This is a genomic window from Streptomyces ipomoeae 91-03 (assembly GCF_000317595.1).
GTDB lineage: Bacteria > Actinomycetota > Actinomycetes > Streptomycetales > Streptomycetaceae > Streptomyces > Streptomyces ipomoeae.
The window spans coordinates 55,539-71,710 of the sequence record NZ_AEJC01000490.1; the positions used below are offsets into that span (position 1 = coordinate 55,539).

Annotated in this window: 15 protein-coding genes; 8 read left to right on the forward strand and 7 right to left on the reverse strand. The window is 71.5% G+C overall.

The window, feature by feature from the left end:
* The first annotated feature begins 62 nt into the window (after positions 1 to 62).
* Positions 63 to 791: a protein-tyrosine phosphatase family protein gene (locus tag STRIP9103_RS32090; RefSeq protein WP_048821362.1), complete on the forward strand. Its 729-nt coding sequence runs from the start codon at positions 63 to 65 to the stop codon at positions 789 to 791.
* Positions 792 to 1,049: 258 nt separating this feature from the next.
* Here the strand turns inward: STRIP9103_RS32090 and STRIP9103_RS32095 are convergent, their stop codons facing one another.
* The 3 genes from STRIP9103_RS32095 to STRIP9103_RS32105 all read right to left on the reverse strand — a co-directional run bounded on the left by STRIP9103_RS32095 (position 1,050) and on the right by STRIP9103_RS32105 (position 3,127).
* Complete coding sequence (locus tag STRIP9103_RS32095; RefSeq protein ID WP_048821363.1) at positions 1,050 to 1,865, reverse strand: SAM-dependent methyltransferase; 816 nt, start codon at positions 1,863 to 1,865, stop codon at positions 1,050 to 1,052.
* Between the two features lie 100 nt (positions 1,866 to 1,965).
* Complete coding sequence (locus STRIP9103_RS32100; protein WP_009327368.1) at positions 1,966 to 2,259, reverse strand: DUF397 domain-containing protein; 294 nt, start codon at positions 2,257 to 2,259, stop codon at positions 1,966 to 1,968.
* 7 nt (positions 2,260 to 2,266) lie between these two features.
* Entirely contained in the window at positions 2,267 to 3,127 is an 861-nt protein-coding gene (locus STRIP9103_RS32105; protein WP_009327358.1) for a helix-turn-helix domain-containing protein, read from the reverse strand.
* Between the two features lie 287 nt (positions 3,128 to 3,414).
* Between STRIP9103_RS32105 and STRIP9103_RS47335 the strand changes: the two genes are divergently transcribed.
* The 3 genes from STRIP9103_RS47335 to STRIP9103_RS32120 all read left to right on the forward strand — a co-directional run bounded on the left by STRIP9103_RS47335 (position 3,415) and on the right by STRIP9103_RS32120 (position 6,894).
* The gene (locus STRIP9103_RS47335; protein ID WP_009327407.1) at positions 3,415 to 4,179 is read left to right on the forward strand and encodes an ATP-binding protein; all 765 of its coding nucleotides are present in this window, start codon (positions 3,415 to 3,417) and stop codon (positions 4,177 to 4,179) included.
* A complete protein-coding gene (locus STRIP9103_RS32115; RefSeq protein WP_048821364.1) occupies positions 4,170 to 4,640 on the forward strand; it encodes a hypothetical protein in 471 nt (156 codons plus the stop codon). The genes STRIP9103_RS47335 and STRIP9103_RS32115 overlap by 10 nt, the downstream gene beginning before the upstream one ends.
* 220 nt (positions 4,641 to 4,860) lie before the next feature.
* Positions 4,861 to 6,894, forward strand: a complete 2,034-nt coding sequence (locus STRIP9103_RS32120; RefSeq protein WP_009327378.1) for an ABC transporter ATP-binding protein — start codon at positions 4,861 to 4,863, stop codon at positions 6,892 to 6,894.
* Positions 6,895 to 6,926: 32 nt separating this feature from the next.
* Here the strand turns inward: STRIP9103_RS32120 and STRIP9103_RS32125 are convergent, their stop codons facing one another.
* The 3 genes from STRIP9103_RS32125 to STRIP9103_RS32135 form a co-directional block, all read right to left on the reverse strand.
* Positions 6,927 to 7,112 (reverse strand): hypothetical protein, encoded by a 186-nt coding sequence (locus STRIP9103_RS32125; protein ID WP_048821365.1) that lies wholly within the window; start codon positions 7,110 to 7,112, stop codon positions 6,927 to 6,929.
* 232 nt (positions 7,113 to 7,344) lie between these two features.
* On the reverse strand, positions 7,345 to 8,709 hold the full coding sequence (locus tag STRIP9103_RS32130; protein WP_009327402.1) for an amidohydrolase: 1,365 nt from the start codon (positions 8,707 to 8,709) through the stop codon (positions 7,345 to 7,347).
* Between the two features lie 41 nt (positions 8,710 to 8,750).
* Positions 8,751 to 10,886 carry an FUSC family protein gene (locus tag STRIP9103_RS32135; protein ID WP_048821366.1) on the reverse strand — a complete coding sequence of 712 codons (2,136 nt, stop codon included), beginning with the start codon at positions 10,884 to 10,886 and terminating at the stop codon, positions 8,751 to 8,753.
* Between the two features lie 560 nt (positions 10,887 to 11,446).
* On the opposite strand from STRIP9103_RS32135, the gene STRIP9103_RS32140 reads away from it, so the two are divergent.
* From STRIP9103_RS32140 to STRIP9103_RS32155, 4 genes are all read left to right on the forward strand, one after another.
* Complete coding sequence (locus STRIP9103_RS32140) at positions 11,447 to 12,154, forward strand: NPCBM/NEW2 domain-containing protein (RefSeq protein ID WP_009327396.1); 708 nt, start codon at positions 11,447 to 11,449, stop codon at positions 12,152 to 12,154.
* Positions 12,155 to 12,231: 77 nt separating this feature from the next.
* Positions 12,232 to 13,911: a 5'-methylthioadenosine/S-adenosylhomocysteine nucleosidase family protein gene (locus STRIP9103_RS45325; RefSeq protein ID WP_009327405.1), complete on the forward strand. Its 1,680-nt coding sequence runs from the start codon at positions 12,232 to 12,234 to the stop codon at positions 13,909 to 13,911.
* 189 nt (positions 13,912 to 14,100) lie between these two features.
* The gene (locus STRIP9103_RS32150) at positions 14,101 to 14,856 is read left to right on the forward strand and encodes a glucose 1-dehydrogenase (RefSeq protein WP_009327382.1); all 756 of its coding nucleotides are present in this window, start codon (positions 14,101 to 14,103) and stop codon (positions 14,854 to 14,856) included.
* A 173-nt stretch (positions 14,857 to 15,029) separates the two neighbouring features.
* On the forward strand, positions 15,030 to 15,434 hold the full coding sequence (locus tag STRIP9103_RS32155; RefSeq protein WP_009327417.1) for a RidA family protein: 405 nt from the start codon (positions 15,030 to 15,032) through the stop codon (positions 15,432 to 15,434).
* A gap of 104 nt (positions 15,435 to 15,538) precedes the next feature.
* Here STRIP9103_RS32155 and STRIP9103_RS32160 read toward each other — a convergent pair.
* A partial coding sequence (locus tag STRIP9103_RS32160; protein ID WP_048821370.1) for an aspartate/glutamate racemase family protein occupies positions 15,539 to 16,172 on the reverse strand: 634 nt, incomplete at its 5' end.

Sequence of the window (16,172 nt, forward strand, 5' to 3'; positions counted from 1 at the left end):
TGGATCTCGGGCCCTCCGTCACTGGGTCTTCCACGCCCCCGTCCCCAACCTCCGGGTCGCCCATGTCTGTCACCCTCGTGCCTTCCCCCACGCAGCCAGGTCCGCTCCCCACCGACTCCGGTCGCGCCGGCAGGCTCCGCCGCCGGATCGCGCGTATCGCCGTCGGAGTCCTGCTCAGCGGTTTCGCCCTGTGGGCGACGGGCACGGTCGGCGTCCTGGCTCTGTCGTACGTGGCGCGCGAGGCGAACCCGGCCCCCGAGGGGGCCCGCACGGTGCGGGGCATCCACAACTTCCAGCCCGTCGGCACGGACGGCAAACTGTGGCGTGGGGCGGCGCCCTCACCGGCCGGCTACCGGGAGCTCGCCGACCTCGGCTTCACCACGGTCGTCGATCTGCGCGCCGAGGACCTGAACGCCGCGCAGCTGGCCGAGCCCCGCGAGGCGGGCCTGGACGTCGTACGGGTGCCGATGCGCGACGGGCAGACCCCGACCCCGGAGCAGGTGCAGCGGCTGCTCGACACCGTCGCCCGAAGCTCCGGACCGGTGTTCGTGCACTGCGGTGCCGGTGTCGGTCGTACGGGGACGATGGCGGCGTCGTACCTCGTGCGCACCGGGCAGGCGGACTCGTCGGCGGCGGTCTGGCGCAACCTGTCGGTCGGGCCGCCCTCGATCGAGCAGATCTACTACGGGCTGAGCCTGGAGCCGGACCGCGCGACCGAGAAGCCCCCGCTCCCGGTGGTCGCGGTGAGCCGCTTCGTCGACGCCCCGCGCCGCATGTGGTCGTACCTGTAGGCCGACACGCGGTTCCCGGCGCCGAGCCCCGCGGCCGGTACCGGACACCACGAACACCGGCCCACGTGCCGCAGCCGACGCCCCCCCCCACGAACGCCGACCCACATGCCGCAGCCGGCGCCCGGGGCGACGATTCCCGGTGTCGAAGATTCCCGGTGCCGAAGCCTCCGCTCGACACCGGGAATCCCCGCGACAGCCGACCGTTTCGACAGCCAGCCGTTGTTTCCCACGGCTGCCGTTTCCCACGGCTGCCGTTTCCTACGGCTTGCGGGCCACCGCCCCGTAGCCCGGGATGACTCCGTCGTCCTGGCCGGGGATCGGGTCGCCCAGTTCGGGGTGCCACTTGTGGGGGACCTCGATGCCGGGGTCGACCAGTTCGAGGCCGTCGAAGAAGCGGGCGAACTCGTCGCGGGAGCGCAGGGCCAGGGTGACGCCCGCGGCCTTGAGCTTCTCCGTCGCCGCGGCCGACTCCTCCGGGGTGAAGTCGGCGGTGGCGTGGCTGACGACCAGGTAGCTGCCGGAGGGCAGTTCGGACATCAGCCGGTCGACGAGGGCGTGCGCGCCGTCCTCGTCGGAGACGAAGTGCAGCAGCGCGATGAGGGAGAGCGCGACGGGCCGGCCGAAGTCCAGCACGCTCTTGGCGCCCTCGAGCACGGCGTGCGGGTCGCGCACGTCGGCCTGCAGATACTCGGTGCGCCCCTCGGGCGTACCGCGCAGCAGGGCCGCCGCGTGGGCGAGCACAATGGGATCGTTGTCGCAGTAGACGACGCTCGCCTCGGGCGCGACCTGCTGCGCGATCCGGTGGAGGTTCGGCTCGGTCGGGATACCGGTGCCGATGTCCAGGAACTGGCGTACGCCCTGCTCGGCCAGCCACCGCGTGGACCGGTGCATGAAGGCACGGTTGACGCGTGCCATCACCGGCACCCGGGGGTCGAGGGCCAGCATCTGCCTGCCCATCGCCTCGTCCACGGGGTAGTTGTCCTTGCCGCCGAGGTACCAGTCGTACATCCGGGCCGGATGGGGTCTGCTCGTGTCGATCTCGACGGGGGGACGCCCGTTCATGACGAACTCCATAAGGTTTCGCAGCAGTAGGTGATCAACTCAGTGCCAGTTAAGGAGGATTGACTGAACAACAGGGGGTGCGCAACAAGCTTCAGGGCTCAGGGCTCAGCGCTCAGGACAGCAGGAAGTCGGCCGCACCCGCCTTCGCGCCCTGGATGAAGGCGTTCATCTCGTCGGGCGTGTAGATCAGCGCCGGTCCGTCGGGGTCGGTGGACTGCCGTACGGCGATCCGGCCGTCGGCGAGCTTCATGGCCTCCAGGCAGTTGCCTCCGTTGCCGCCGCTCCAGGGCTTGTGCCAGCCTTCGCTGCCCAGCTCGCGGGCGGGCATGCCGTTGTAGGCACGTAGGTGAACATGAGCGTGCTGCGCCTGCGCGTGCGGCTGCGGCTTGATGTTGATGCGGTCCATTCGGTCTTCAGAGCTCCTTGCGGAGATCCCTGAGGATCTCCTTCGTGCGTTGTGCCGTGGCGGCCTGCGCCGCCATGCGGTCCATGACCTCGAGGTGGGTCGCCACCTCTGAGCGGTCGTCCAGGTAGACGGCGCCGGTCAGGTACTCGCTGTAGACCATGTCCGGAAGCTCCGGCATGGCGAATCGGAACAGGACGAACGGCCCGTACGTGCCGGGATGCGGTCCTGTGTCGAACGTGGTGAGCTGCAGCGTCACATGGGACAGCTCCGTGGCCTCCAGCAGTCTGTCGATCTGGTCGCGCATGACGCGCGGTCCGGCGACGGGGCGGCGCAGGACCGTCTCGTCCATCACGAACCACAGCCGGGGCGCGTCCTTACGGGTGAGCAGTTCCTGGCGTTGCATGCGCAGGGCCACATGGCGCTCGATGTCGTCGGGTCTGGTCGTGCCGATGGCGCCCGAGACCATGACGCCACGTGTGTAGTCCTCGGTCTGCAGCAGCCCGGGGACGAAGTGCGGGTCGTAGCCGCGGATCAGGCTGGCCGCGCCCTCCAGGCTGACGTACATGGAGAACCAGCCCGGCAGGATGTCGTGGTAGCGCTGCCACCAGCCGGGTTTGTTGGCCTCCTCGGCGAGCCGGACGAAGGTCGCGGCCTCCTCGTCGCTCACGCCGTAGGCCTTCAGCAGAAGCTGGAGGTACGGGATCTTGAGGGCGACCTCGGCGGTCTCCATGCGGCGGACCGTGGCGGGGGCGACGTGCAGGATGCGCGCGGCCTCCTCACGTCGGATGCCCGCGCTCTCGCGCAGGTCCAGCAGGCGACGCCCGAGCACGACCTGGCCGACCGTCGGCGCGGACCGCGGCTCGCTCACCTCGCACCTCCATCTGGACCCGAAGGCCCGACACACCCCGACACAAGCCCGACACATCCGGTCCCGACAGCCCGGCGGCGCCCTTTGGAAACTCCACTCGCGTGTATCCAACGCATACAGATGAACACTGTGCGTACATACGAACGTTCTGCGAGGGATTTCCAACTGGCGCCGCTAAACGTGCTGTTGCGTGCAGTGTGCCATGCCCGTTCAGAGAGTCACACGGCACTCTGCAATTTTCAGAGTGACACTTGCCAAGTGTTCTCGGCGAGGCAATAGTGGCAAACGTGATTCCGCCCCCTGCGCCCTTAGGAACAGACGCCGCCGGAGACCGCTTCGGTCTCGGTCCGGCCGCCGGGGCGCGCCCCGAGACAGCCGCCGAACGCCGGTTTCGATTCGAGCTGACCGCGCACCCGGGTGCCGTGGCACAGGCCAGGCGCGTGACGCGTACCCGGCTCTCCGGCTGGGCCCACTGCGAGGACACCTGCGACACGGCCGCCTTGGTCGTCTCCGAGCTGGTGACCAACGCGATCGTGCACACCGCGAGCACCCAGATCGTCTGCGAACTGCACGACGGCGACGAGCTGGTCCGCATAGCCGTACGGGACGAGGGCTGCGCTCCGGGCGAGCCACACCCCTCACCCCAGCGGCCCGAGGAGGAACACGGGCGGGGGCTGCTCCTCATAGAGTCCCTGTGCCGTTCCTGGGGTGCGCAGCCCTCCGGTCTGGGGCTCCTGGTGTGGGCGGATCTGCCACGCATGACCACTGCCGGCGGCTTCCGTTCCGGTGCCGACCCGGGTACGGCCACCACGGCCGCCGCGGTCGCGGACACGGGCGCACGTTCCGACCTGGGCTGGGGTGCGAAGAAGCCGCCCACGGAGGGCCGGGGGGACACGGGCGAGCAGGCAGAGTCCTCTTGTCGCACCCAGTCCTCTCGCCGGGCCGAGCCTCACCGCGCCGAGTCCTCTCACCGCGCTGAATCCCCTTGTCGTACGGAATCCGGGGGTTGGCCGACGCCCGAACGGGGTCGGACGGGGGCCGAATGGGTGTGAGCGCGTCGAACGGACCCACCGAGGCTCCCCGTGGGGGCAGAGTGGCCCGCGTGGTGAGCCTCGACACCCTGACGCGCCTGCACCGCGCCCAACGGCGCGCCGCGACGCCCCGTCCCATTCCTCTGCCCGAGGGCATGACCGCCCCCATGGGCCGCGACGCGGTCGCGGTCCCGGCCCGTATCGGACCGCTGGTCCTGCCCCGGCTGCCCCGCGTGGGCTGTGTCTACGCCGACCGGGCGCACTGGTGGTGGATCGTGCCCGCCGACTCCGACTACGCGCTGGAGTGGCCGGCGCCGGCCCGCTACACCACCGGCGCGCTCGTCTCCGACGGTTCGGCCGTTCCCGGGCTGATCCTGCGGCCGGAGGGCACCATTCCCTATACGCCGCCGATACCGCTTTACCTGGCGCTCTGCCGAGTGACGGGGACCACGCCCGCGTGGTCGCGATCCCTGAGCGCGTGAGGTTCCGCCGAGGGGCCGGGTTCTTGAAGGGGGCCTGCGGTCCTGGAAGGTGAAGGGGCCGCGGTCCTCTACCCCCTCCCCCGTCAGATCGCGGCGCACTCCCTTTACCTCCGAGCGCCCCGCGTGCTCCGTGTGTGCGGCAGTGTGAGCGGTGCGCGCCCTGGTAGGGAGCGGGCGGGGCCGGGATAGTGGCCGTCTCTGACGGAACGGGAGGCCGCGGGTGCCGAAGGCGCGTGAGAGGGGTAAGCCGGAGACGTCCGAGTCGGAGGTGCTGCTGTTCGGAGGGCCGCTGCGGTACGACACCGGGTGGTCGCAGCATGCCGACGCGTTTCTGGAGCTGAACTTCCGGGCGATGGTGCGGCGGCTGCCGTCACTGCTCGCGTCGAGCTTCCGGCTGGCGTGGCAGGCGGACCGATGGGCCGCCCGGACCGTGCTGGGCGCCGAGACGGGGCGCGGCCTCGCCCAGGCGGTGGGGCTGCTCGCGGTGAACGCGGTGCTGGCCCGGCTGATGACCGAGGGCACGGTCGAGGAGCGGTTACGGGGAGCCGCCCCCGCACTGATCGCGATCGCCGCCGTGTCGTTGGTGGCCACGCTGCTGCGGGCGGCGTCGACGTACGCCACGGGCCGGCTGGAGCCCAAGGTGGAGCGGGTGGCGACCGAGCTGTATCTGGAGCGGGCGGCGGCCGTGGAGCTGTCGGCGATCGAGGACGACGGCTTCCACAAGCTGCTGGACACCGCGAAGTACGGCGCCCAGTCGGCCCGCCGCATGATCACCTACTCGGCGCGGGTCGTGAACGCGCTGATCTCCCTGATCGCCGCGGCCGGCGTGCTGACCGTGCTGCACCCGGCGCTGCTCCCGCTGCTCGTCACGATGACCCTGCCGAGCGCCTGGAGCGCCCTGACGATCGCCCGCCGCCGCTACGAGTCCTTCCACGCCTGGGTGCAGCACGCGCGCGCGGGATATCTGCTGAGCTCCCTGCTGATCGAGCCGGAGGCGGCGCCGGAGATCCGGGTGCACGGCGTCGGGCCGTTCCTGCTGCGCCACTTCCGCTCCATGTCGGAGACGGCGGAGGCCGAGCAGGCCCGTCTGGCCCGGCTCGCGGCCCGTACGGGGCTGTACGCGGCCCTCTGGACCGGGCTCGCCACCGTGGCGACGTACGCGACGCTGGGCGGGCTGCTGCTCGGCGGCGCCATGGCGCTGTCCGTGGCCGGTACGGCGGTCATCGCGATCCGCACCGGCTCCGCCAGCCTCGACACGCTCGTCCTGGAGGTGAACTCCCTCCACGAGGAGGCCCTCTTCGTGGGCGACATGCAGCGCCTGTACGTGGAGGCCGCCAAGCGTGCGATCCCGGTGGGCGGCGAACCGCTGCCCGAGGATCCGCGCGAGATCCGGGTGGAGAACGTGACCTTCGCCTACCCGGGGAAATCCACCCGGCCCGCGCTGAACGATGTGACGCTGACCGTTCCGCTGGGCAAGATCGTGGCCCTCGTCGGCGAGAACGGCTCGGGCAAGACAACCCTGGTCAAGCTGCTCGCCGGGCTGTACACCCCCGACCAGGGCAAGATCATGTGGGACGGTGTGGACATGGCGACCGCCGACCGGCAGCAGCTGGCCGAGCGCATCGCGATGGTCGCGCAGGACTTCAAGCGGTGGCCGTTCACCGCCCGCGTCAACATGGCCATCGGCCGCCCCTCGGCGCCGCTGAGCGACGAGCGGATCGCCGCGTCGGTCGCCGAGGCGGGGGCGCAGGACGTGATGGACGACCTGCCCCGCGGCCTCGACACACTCCTGGCCAGGGGTTTCAGCGGCGGGCACGAGCTGTCGGGCGGGCAGTGGCAGCGGCTCGGGATCGCGCGGGCCGCGTACCGGCGCGGTCGCATCCTCATCGTGGACGAGCCGACGGCGGCCCTGGACGCCCGCGCCGAGCTGGAGGTCTTCGAGAAGATCCGCGCGCTGGCGGGCACCGGGCAGACGGTCGTCCTGATCACCCACCGGCTGGCCTCGGTCCGTCACGCCGACCTGGTGCACGTCCTCGACCAGGGCCGCCTGGTGGAGTCCGGCACCCCGGAGGAGCTGCTGGCCACGGGGGGCGTGTACGCGGAGCTGTACTCGCTGCAGGCGGAGCAGTTCGCGGCGAAGGTCCCGACGACGAAGGCTCCGACGGCGAAGGCTCCGAACGGAAAGGCGACCACGGGACAGGCCCCTGCGGGAAAGGCACCCGCAGCGACGGTCCCCGCGCCGAAGGCGGGGTGAGGCCCAGGCCGGGAGCCGACGGCGGCGTGACGTCAGATCTGCGTGGCCGCGGCCGTGTCCGTGCCGCGCACGATCACCAGGAACATGTCCGTCGCGATGTCCATCACGACCTCGGCCTGCTGACCCTCCAGACGGGCCGCATGCGCGAACTCCTCCGCCGGCCACGAGCCGCGCGGCCCACCGGCGGGAAAGCGCCCCAGCACCATTCGCCCGTTCACCCTGCACCTCCATGTAGCGCCGTACTCATGTAGCGCCGTACTCGTAACCCATGATTCGCGGGGTCACGCGACTCGTAGAGTTAAACGCCGACCATAGGGTTAACGGCTCGCGAAGTGACGGGACTGAGACGTAGTTGACACTCGGTCAACGACGGACCGTGAGATACCTCTCGAAAATCACACGTTCCGGTGACCATTCGTGTTACTCCGGTGGCTTGCCGTAGGACGGGTGTCACTCCGGTGGCTTGTCGTAGTCCTGGATGCGCCCGCCATGGCTGCGGTCGGTGAGCGCGGCCAGCCGCTCCTCCAGCTCGCGCACGGTCGCGGCCACGTCCAGGGTGAGCAGCTCGCGGTCGCGCATGAGCACCCGGCCGTCGACGATCGTGGTGCGTACGTCGGCGGAGCGGGCGCTGTGCACGAGGGTGGCGGCGAGGTCGTGCACGGGCTGGGTGTGCGGCCCGGTGAGGTCCACGAGGATGATGTCGGCGCGCAGGCCGGGCGCGAGGCTGCCGACGCGCTCCCCCAGTCCGACGGCACGCGCGCTCTGCAGCGTGGCGTGGTGCAGGGCCTGCCGGGAGGTCAGCCAGCGCGGGTCGCCCTCGGTCGACTTCTGCACGAGCGCGGTGAGGGCCATGGACTCCCACACGTCGAGCGAGTTGTTGGAGGCGGCCCCGTCCGTGGCGAATCCTACGGGGATGCCGATACCGCGCAGTGCGCGCACCGGGGTGGTGGGCCAGGCGAACTTGAGGTAGCCGCGGGGCGCGGTCGCCACGGCCACCGGCCCCGTCGCCCGCTCCAGTACCGGCAGGTCCCGCTCGACGATGCCGGTGCCGTGCGCGATGAGCACGCCCGCGTCGACGCCGAGCAGCCCGGTGCGCTCCAGCACCTCGATGGGGGTGACACCGTGCCGGGCCAGGCTGTTGTCGGTCTGGTCGCGGCTCTCCGAGGCGTGCAGATGCACCGGGAGACCGTGTTCCCGGGCGAGCTCGGCGGTGGCGGCGAGGTCGGCGTCATCGACCGTGTAGGGGGCGTGCGGGGCGAGCGCGGTGGTGATACGACCACCGGCCGCGCCCCGGTGTCGTAGCGCGAACTCCAGGGACTTCTCCCGGCCTTCCGCGCCCAGCGAGGAGAAGAACGCCTCCCCCAGATGCGCCCGCATACCGCACTCGGCGACGACCTCGGCGACCGTGTCCATCGAGAAGTAGTGGTCGGCGAAGCACGTCACCCCGCCCCGGATCATCTCCGCGCAGGCCAGCCGCGCCCCCAACTCCACGTCCCGCGCCGTCAGATTGGACTCGACGGGCCAGATGACGTCGTTGAACCACGCCTCGGCGGGCAGATCCTCGGCGATGCCGCGCAACGCGACCATCGGCGCGTGCGTATGGCAGTTGATCAGGCCGGGCATGGCCACCTGTCCGCGCGCGTCGATCCGTTCCGCCGTCGCGACCACGGCCGTCTCCGCCGCCGGGCCGATGCTCTCGATCAGCCCTTCGCGTACGACGATCGCCGCGTCCTCGACGAAGTCGATGCCCTCGTGCTCGTCGTGGACGAGGGCGGTGCAGCCGGTGATGACGAGATCGGCCGGAGAGAGCGTCATGCGGCCACGGTACGGGGTCCGGTGCGTGGGGGCGGCGCACTTCAGGCCGAGAGACCGGGCCTTCGCAGTGCCTCGGCGACGTCCGGTACGTCCGGGAGGCTGATGCCCGCGTGCTTCTGGTGACGGGCGAGTTCGTCGAGGAGCGCGGCGAGGCGGTCGGTGTGACGGCGGGCGAGCCGGCCGGTGTCGTCGAGGTGGACGGCGCAGGCGGTGGTGGTGTCGACGAGCCGTTCGAGGACGGCGGCGACCTCGTCGGTGCCCTCGCTGTGCCGGGCCAGGGCGGGCAGTTCGGCTCCGGCGAGGGCGATCGCGGTGCGGGCCTCGGCGAGCGTGCGGTAGGCCTCGCGGCGCAGGGTCCAGCGGGCGGCACGGTCGTCGGACTCGCCCGGCAGGGAGGGCCCGTGCGACACGAGGACCCCGTTCGGCGTGGGTGCGCCGCTGGGCATGGGGGCCCGGCTTGGCTCGAATTCCCGGCTTGGCTTGGATTCCCGGCTTGGCTTGGGGGCCCCGTTCGACGTCGACGCACCGCCCGGCCTCGACGCACCGCCCGGCCTCGACGCACCGCCCGGCCTCGACGCACCACCCGGCGTCGACGCACCGCTCGCGCCCCGCGACTCGTTCAGGACGTGGGCCAGGTAGGCGTGCGCGGCCGTCCCCGCTTCGGTGAGCCGGGCGCGTACACCGCCGCCGCGCTGCCCCTCGGGCATCGGCAGGTGGCCGACGATCAGGACGATGGCGCAGGCCAGCAGCGTCTCGCCGATGCGGCTCCAGGAGGCCTGGGGCTCGCCGCCGACCATGACGAGGGCGAGGACGAGGACGGTGACGACGGCGGTCTGTGCGGCGAAGTGCCGGGTGGCGACGGGGATGAGCGCGCCACAGACCGCCACCAGCGCGACAAGCCCCTCCGGCCGGGGCAGCACGGCGGCGAACCCGGCGAAGAGCACGGCCCCCAGCACGGTCCCCGCGGCCCGGCACAGCACGCGTGACACGAGCGGTCCGAGGTCGGGCTTGACGAGGAAGACGGCGGTCGCGGGCAGCCAGTACCAGTGCTCGTGGTGCAGCACCTGCGCCACGGCCGCGCTGACCCCGAAGGACAGGGCGACCCGCAGCGCGTACTCCCGCCCGCCGGCCCCGAGCGCGAGCCGGACCAGCGACCCGGCGGTACGGCGCCGGGTGTGCAGGTCGTGCGTGTCGCCGCCCCGGTCGAAGGCCTCGGCGGCGTGCAGCAATGCGTCGTCGAGGGCGCGCAGTGCGGGCGCGGAGCGAGAGGGCGCGGGCAGCGGCCCGGTGGCGGTGTTGCCGCGTACGGCGGCGGCGAGCCGTCGGGGCCCGTCGGAGGCGCGGCCGACGACGGCTTCCCCGGCCCAGGCCAGCGCGGTCGCCGCCTCGGCGAGCGGCAGCGCGGCGGCGTACTGGGCGTGCAGCCGCCGCTCGGTGGAGGAGCTGGCGTACCGCCGCAGCCGGGGGCCGGTGAGCGCGTCCTGGGCATGGTCGAGGGCGGCGGTCAGCGCGGCCCGCCGAGCGGTCGCGTCCGGGGTGCCGACGGCGTCCAGCAGCGCGGCGATCGCGTCGTACACGGCGGCGACGGCGTCCCGTTCCCCGTCGAACCGGTAGTCACCGCCGGTGAGGGAGGCGGGGGTGGGCAGGACGAGCCGGAGCACGAGCAGCCACCCGGCCCCGGCGAGATAGGCGAGCGCCCGCTCCCAGCCCGTCTCCGGCAACGGCATCCCGGCACCGATGGCCGCGGCCACCAGCAACTGCGTACCCGCCCCGGAGGCCACGAGCCCGACCGCGCTCATGCCTCCGGCGAGCACCCCGAGCGAGGTGAGCAACAGGGTGAGGACGACCGCGCCGACGTACTCCCCCGCGTACGTCCCTGTGTACTGCCCGGCGTACGTCCCGACGAGGAGCCCCACGGCTCCCGCGAGCGCGGGCAGTCCGAGCCGCTCGACCGAGACCCGGCGGCTTCCGGGCCGGTCGTTGATCCCGGCGAGCATGGCCCCCAGCGCGGCGACGACTCCGACGGAGGTCCGGTCGAGCAGCAGGGCCACGATCAGCAACGGCCCCGCGGCGAGGGCCCCGCGCACCACCGCGTTCCAGGGCACGGGCCCCCTTTGCGTACGCAGAGCATGCGCGAGCCAGGGCGGCAGAGTCGGACGGGGTACGGGGCGCGACACGGAACTCCTTCGTCGGGCGAGGGCGGGGGTGTGCCTTCGGGCGACGGCGGCCGGGGCTTTGTGGGCGCTCTCCACGGTAGGGCGGGCATCGGGAGGGTTTGGAACGCTCGTATTACCGCGATGTGACGATGCATGGAAACGCCATGTTCTTTATGAACGCAACCAGGTCGACATCCAGTGGCGTTGGTCATACAGCACTCGGACGATCCCCGAGGCGAGGGGCGCGATCGAACGCCACCACCGGCTGTACGCACGGCTGGGCGAGGATCCGCCCACGCCCCTGAGTACCCCAAGAGGCGCGCACCGCAAAACATGCGCCCCCCTGAAAGTCCCGAGCGCCGGTAGGTGAGTTGGGAAGTCCGGTGTCGTCGTTGGGCCGGGTCCCTACTGTTGTGGCAGTCGTGAGGTGCGGGGATGGGCGCGCCTCCCTGATGACCGGGCACGGCGGTCGTTCGCCGGTCATTTCATCGCCGTAGCGCAGGAGCGGTCCGTCGACCGCCCATCGGCAGTTGACGGCGGAACCAGATCTCGGCTGCGAGCGCGACACCAGGGGGACGGACATGGATCTCGCCAAGAACACGGACCACGACAGGGAGGAGCGGCGTCAACGGCGCCGCTGGGGCCTCATCCCGCGCTGGCTGGAGGTGCTGGCGATCTGCACGGCGACCGTGGCGGCCGGTTTCTTCGGCGGCCGGGTCACGGTCGTCCAGGCAGACGGCCCGAAACCGGCCGTCACGGTCACGGCGACGGTCACGGCGACGCCGGAACCGGAGGTGAGCACCAAGGGTGAGACGGATCCCCCGACCGAGGATCCGACCACGACGTCCGAGCCGGGCACGTCCGAGCCGGGCACGCCCGAGAATTCCTCCAGCGTCTATCTGGCGGATCTCGAACCCGTCGAAGGCGATCGGAGCGTCCAGCCCATCACCATCCGCGGACAGCACTACCCGAAGAGCCTCACCCTCACCTGCGACAGCAACGGCACGAGCGTCGTCTACAGCACCAGCGGATACTCCCGCCTCGAAGCGAAGACCGGCATCGTGGCCGACTCGCCCAACGCGATCGGTTCGACCGCGACGATCAAGGTGGCCAACTCGGCCGGAAACCCGATCGGCGACGACGTGATCATCCAGTCCAGCAAGGCCACCGACCTCTCGGTCGACGTCTCCGGCCATGACCAGATCGAGATCACCTGCGTGCTGACGAAGTCCGGAGACGACTCGGGCTGGTACGTCTACGGCGGCCTGGGCGACGCCACGCTGTCCTGAGCGACCCGAACGGCAGAGGCGGTCCGGGTGGCCGTACGAATGAGGCTGTCCTGAGCGGTCCGTACGAAGGAGATTCCATGAGTCCCAAACCGGACGTCGTCGTCTTCACCGCGCTCGGCAAGGAGTCGAACGCCGTGCTGGATCACCTCGACGGGCCCCTCGCCGAACACGAGGTCCGCGGGGCCCTGTTCGAACTCGGCGGTTTCACCGGTGAACGCGCCACATGGCGGGTGGCGTGCCATGAGACGGGAGAGGGAAACGCCGCGGCGGCGGCCCTGGTCGAGCGGGCCGTGACGGAGTTCGAACCGAGATACATCTTCTTCGTGGGCGTCGCGGGCGGTCTCAAGGACGTCAAGCTGTGCGATGTCGTCGCCGCCCGGCACATCTACGACTACGAGAGGGGCAAGGACGAGGAGGACGGCTTCCGGGCGCGTATCACCACCCATCTGTCGACCTTCGACCTCGTCCAGCGGGCCCAGTCGGTCGCCCGTTCGGACGGCTGGCGGCGTCGGATCAGGTCACCGCTTCCCGACCCCGACCTCACGCCGAACGCCTATGTCAAGCCGCTCGCCTCCGGCTCCAAGGTGGTGGCGCACGAGCGCTCCGCCACGGCGAAGCTGCTCGCCCAGCACTGCGGTGACGCCCTCGCGGTGGAGATGGAGGGCCACGGGTTCCTCCAGGCCGAGTACATCAACGCGGGGGTGAGCGCGCTCGTCGTCCGAGGGGTCTCCGACCTGCTGAGCGACAAGGGCGAGGACAACGACACCGTATGGCAGCCCGCCGCCTCCAGGTGCGCGGCGGCCTTCACCTTCGAGGTGTTGGCCAAGCTGCCCGCTCCCCCACCCCGGCGACAGGGCCTCGGAGACTCCGTACGGGAGATACGTCGGACGCGGCAGTCCACCGGGCAGGCGACGATCGGATTCGGCCCCGACCACACGGCGGTCGTCATCGGCGGGGACGGATCGATCGAGCGCTGGGACCTGAAGTCGAACGAACCGCTGCCCGGTGCCCCCGGCGGCGCCGAACTGCGCCTCGGTCACCAGGCCGTCGCCTCCTCGGTCCGGCACAGCGTCGCCATTGCCCGCCGGACGAGTCTGGAACTCGTGCACTTCGTCGGGACCTCGGGGGAACACCGACGGCATTCCGTGCCCCTGGACCGGGACGAGTTCCTGGTCACCAGCGGCGGCGCCGTCGTGGCGACCCACGACACACGCCGTCTGGCGGTGCGCGACTTCGACGACGGCCGGATACTCCGGGAACTGCCCTGCCCGCAGGGGCTGGCGGCCTCCGCCATCAGCGCGGACGCCTCCGTCGCGGCGATGGCCACGTCGAACCGCGTCTTCGTCCACCGTCCGCACACCTCGACGGTCGAGCTGGACATCCGCAACAGGTTGGGGCTCCTCAAACTGGGCTGCTGGCTGGGCGTCTCCCCCTCCGGACGGTATGTCGCCTGCGCCACCTTCCGCGAACTGCGCGTCTGGCGGATCGCGGACCAATCCGTCGTCCTCCACCGGGAGTTCAGCGGGCAGGAGAGCGTGGACGGCCTCGGCGCGCAGGGCATGCGCCTGCTCTGCACCGACGAGGGCCGGGTGCTGTGGCTACGACGCGGCCTGCTGTCCCAGGTCACCGACCGCCCCGAGATCCGCCACCTGGAACAGGCCGGCTGCTACGACGACTTCGCCGTTCACCCCGACGGAAACCTCCTGGCAGCCGTGAGCGCGACCGACCTCGTACGAGTCTGGGAGTGGAACGGCTGACAGTCGGCGTATCGGAATCGGAAAACGAGCCGCGTCGGGGCGCCCCGCCGGCCCGGCCCGGTCCCGCGGCCCGGACCACCCGTCGCCGGCCATCTCCCGCACCACGCGGGTCATCCGGACTGCGGCCGATCGCAGGGCGGCCGATGCTGGTGGCGGAGGCTTCATCGGCGCTGGAGTCAGGAGGTCGTGATGGGACGTCTGAGCGATCGGGTGGCGATCGTCACCGGCGGGGTCGGAGGAATCGGCGCCGCGGTGGTACGCCTTCTCGCCTCCGAGGGCGCCGCGGTCGTCATCGCCGACGTCCGTGAGGAGGAGGGCGCCGACCTCGCGGCCGAGCTCGGCGGCCGGGCCCGCCACGTGTACCTGGACGTCAGTGACGAGGCCGGCTGGCGGCAGGCGGTGGACGAGGCGGAACGGGAACTGGGCCCGGTCTCGGTACTGGTGAACAACGCCGGAGTCACCGCATGGGGCCCGATGGAGGAACAGAGGCTCGACTCCTTCCGCCGGGTCATCGACATCAACCTCCAGGGCCCCTGGCTGGGCATGCGAGCGGTGGCACCCTCGCTGCGCCGGGCCGGTGGAGGCGTGATCGTGAACATCTCCTCCCTCGCCGGGCTGACCGCCTACGCGGGCATCGGGGCCTACGCGGCGAGCAAGTGGGGGCTGCGCGGACTGACCAAGGCCGCCGCCCTGGAACTGGCCCCCGACCGGGTCCGCGTCTGCTCCGTCCACCCCGGTGCCATCCGCACCCCGATGACGGCCGGCTTCGACGACTCGTACGTCTCGGGCCAGCCCATCCCCCGCTTCGGCGAGCCCGAGGAGGTCGCCCGCATGGTGCTGTTCATCATCGCCGACGCCACGTTCTCGACGGGCAGCGAGTTCGTACTGGACGGCGGCGTCCTCGCGGGCCCGTCCCCGGCCGACGTCCTGAGCCCCGACGACTGACTCCGAGCGCCGGGACCGCACGAGCTCGGCCGCACCACGCCCGTGCAAGAGCCCGTACAGGCCGCACGTCCTGTTGATCGGGATGCGATTAATCGGGATGCGATCGCGCCGCGTGCTTCGCATCATCGACAGGTTGTCCGACGTCTCGTCCCTCGACCGTCCCGGGAGCCGACATGATCAAGCGCGTCACCGTCCCCGCCCTCTTCCCGCCGCCCGTCTACTCGCACGCGTCCGTGGTCGAGGCGGGGACGAAGCTGGCCTTCCTGGCCGGTTCGGTTCCGCTGGACGCCGACGGGAAGCTGGTGGGTGAGGGGGATCCGGTACGGCAGGCGGAGCAGGTGCTGGCGAATCTCGGGGAGCAGTTGCGGGCGGTGGGCAGTGACTTCGAGCATGTCGTGTCGACCGATGTGTACGTGGTGAGCGACGAGCCCGCGACCCTCTCCGCGGTCTGGGACGTCGTCGAGGCGTCCGGGCTCAGCACCGGCCCCCACTCGTCGACCCTGCTCGGCGTCGCCTGCCTCGGCTACACCGGCCAGTTGGTGGAGATCACGGCGACGGCGGTGGTGCCGGAGCCGTAGGCGTAGGCGTAGGCGTAATCGGGCGCGCGTTGCGGGCCGGCTCCGGTGTGCGTACGAAGGCCACCACGTGCCCGCCTCCGGCCCGCCCCGGCACGTAACACCCTCTACGGCCCCCCAACCCCCCAACTCCTCCTCTTCGCCCGCGGCTTCGCATAGCTCCCCACCCGACTGGTCGTCAGCCCCAACCCCACCAACGACTCCGCGAGCTTCACCGCCGCCCCGACCCCGTCGACCACCGGAAGCCCCAGCTTCTCCCCCACCGTCCGCTGCAGCCCCGTCATCCCGGCGCACCCCAGCACCAGCACCTCGGCGCCCGCTTCCCGCGCCCGCTCGGCCGCCGCGAGAAAGGCGGCCTCGGTGCGTTCCCCGTCGCTCAGGTCGAGCACACCGAGCCCGGTACCGATCACGGCGGCGCAGTTGCGGCCGACGCCCGCCAGCTCCAGGCTGTCCTCGATCTGCCCGCACGTCCGCTCCAGCGTGGTCACGACCCCGTAGCGCCGGCCGAGCAGACACGCCAGATGTGCGGCGGCTTCGGTGATGTCGACGACCGGCACGTCCACCAGCTCCCGGACGCCCTCCCGTCCGTGCTCGCCGAACCCGGCCATGACGACGGCGTCGTAAGAAGGACCCTCGTATGTGCGCAGCAGATCGAGCACCGCCGCCGCGGAGAGGTAGCTGTCGAGCCAGCCCTCCGCGGACTCGGGCCCCCAGACGAGGGTCAGGCCGGTCACGGTGGTG

What these genes read in the sequence shown, in the direction of transcription:
- STRIP9103_RS32140 (WP_009327396.1), top strand. Translation starts at nt 11,447, where the DNA reads ATGGATCTCGCCAAGAACACGGACCACGACAGGGAGGAGCGGCGTCAA.
- STRIP9103_RS32150 (WP_009327382.1), top strand. Translation starts at nt 14,101, where the DNA reads ATGGGACGTCTGAGCGATCGGGTGGCGATCGTCACCGGCGGGGTCGGA.
- STRIP9103_RS32095 (WP_048821363.1), bottom strand. Translation starts at nt 1,865, where the DNA reads ATGGAGTTCGTCATGAACGGGCGTCCCCCCGTCGAGATCGACACGAGC.
- STRIP9103_RS32100 (WP_009327368.1), bottom strand. Translation starts at nt 2,259, where the DNA reads ATGGACCGCATCAACATCAAGCCGCAGCCGCACGCGCAGGCGCAGCAC.
- STRIP9103_RS32155 (WP_009327417.1), top strand. Translation starts at nt 15,030, where the DNA reads ATGATCAAGCGCGTCACCGTCCCCGCCCTCTTCCCGCCGCCCGTCTAC.
- STRIP9103_RS32115 (WP_048821364.1), top strand. Translation starts at nt 4,170, where the DNA reads ATGGGTGTGAGCGCGTCGAACGGACCCACCGAGGCTCCCCGTGGGGGC.
- STRIP9103_RS32130 (WP_009327402.1), bottom strand. Translation starts at nt 8,709, where the DNA reads ATGACGCTCTCTCCGGCCGATCTCGTCATCACCGGCTGCACCGCCCTC.
- STRIP9103_RS45325 (WP_009327405.1), top strand. Translation starts at nt 12,232, where the DNA reads ATGAGTCCCAAACCGGACGTCGTCGTCTTCACCGCGCTCGGCAAGGAG.
- STRIP9103_RS32090 (WP_048821362.1), top strand. Translation starts at nt 63, where the DNA reads ATGTCTGTCACCCTCGTGCCTTCCCCCACGCAGCCAGGTCCGCTCCCC.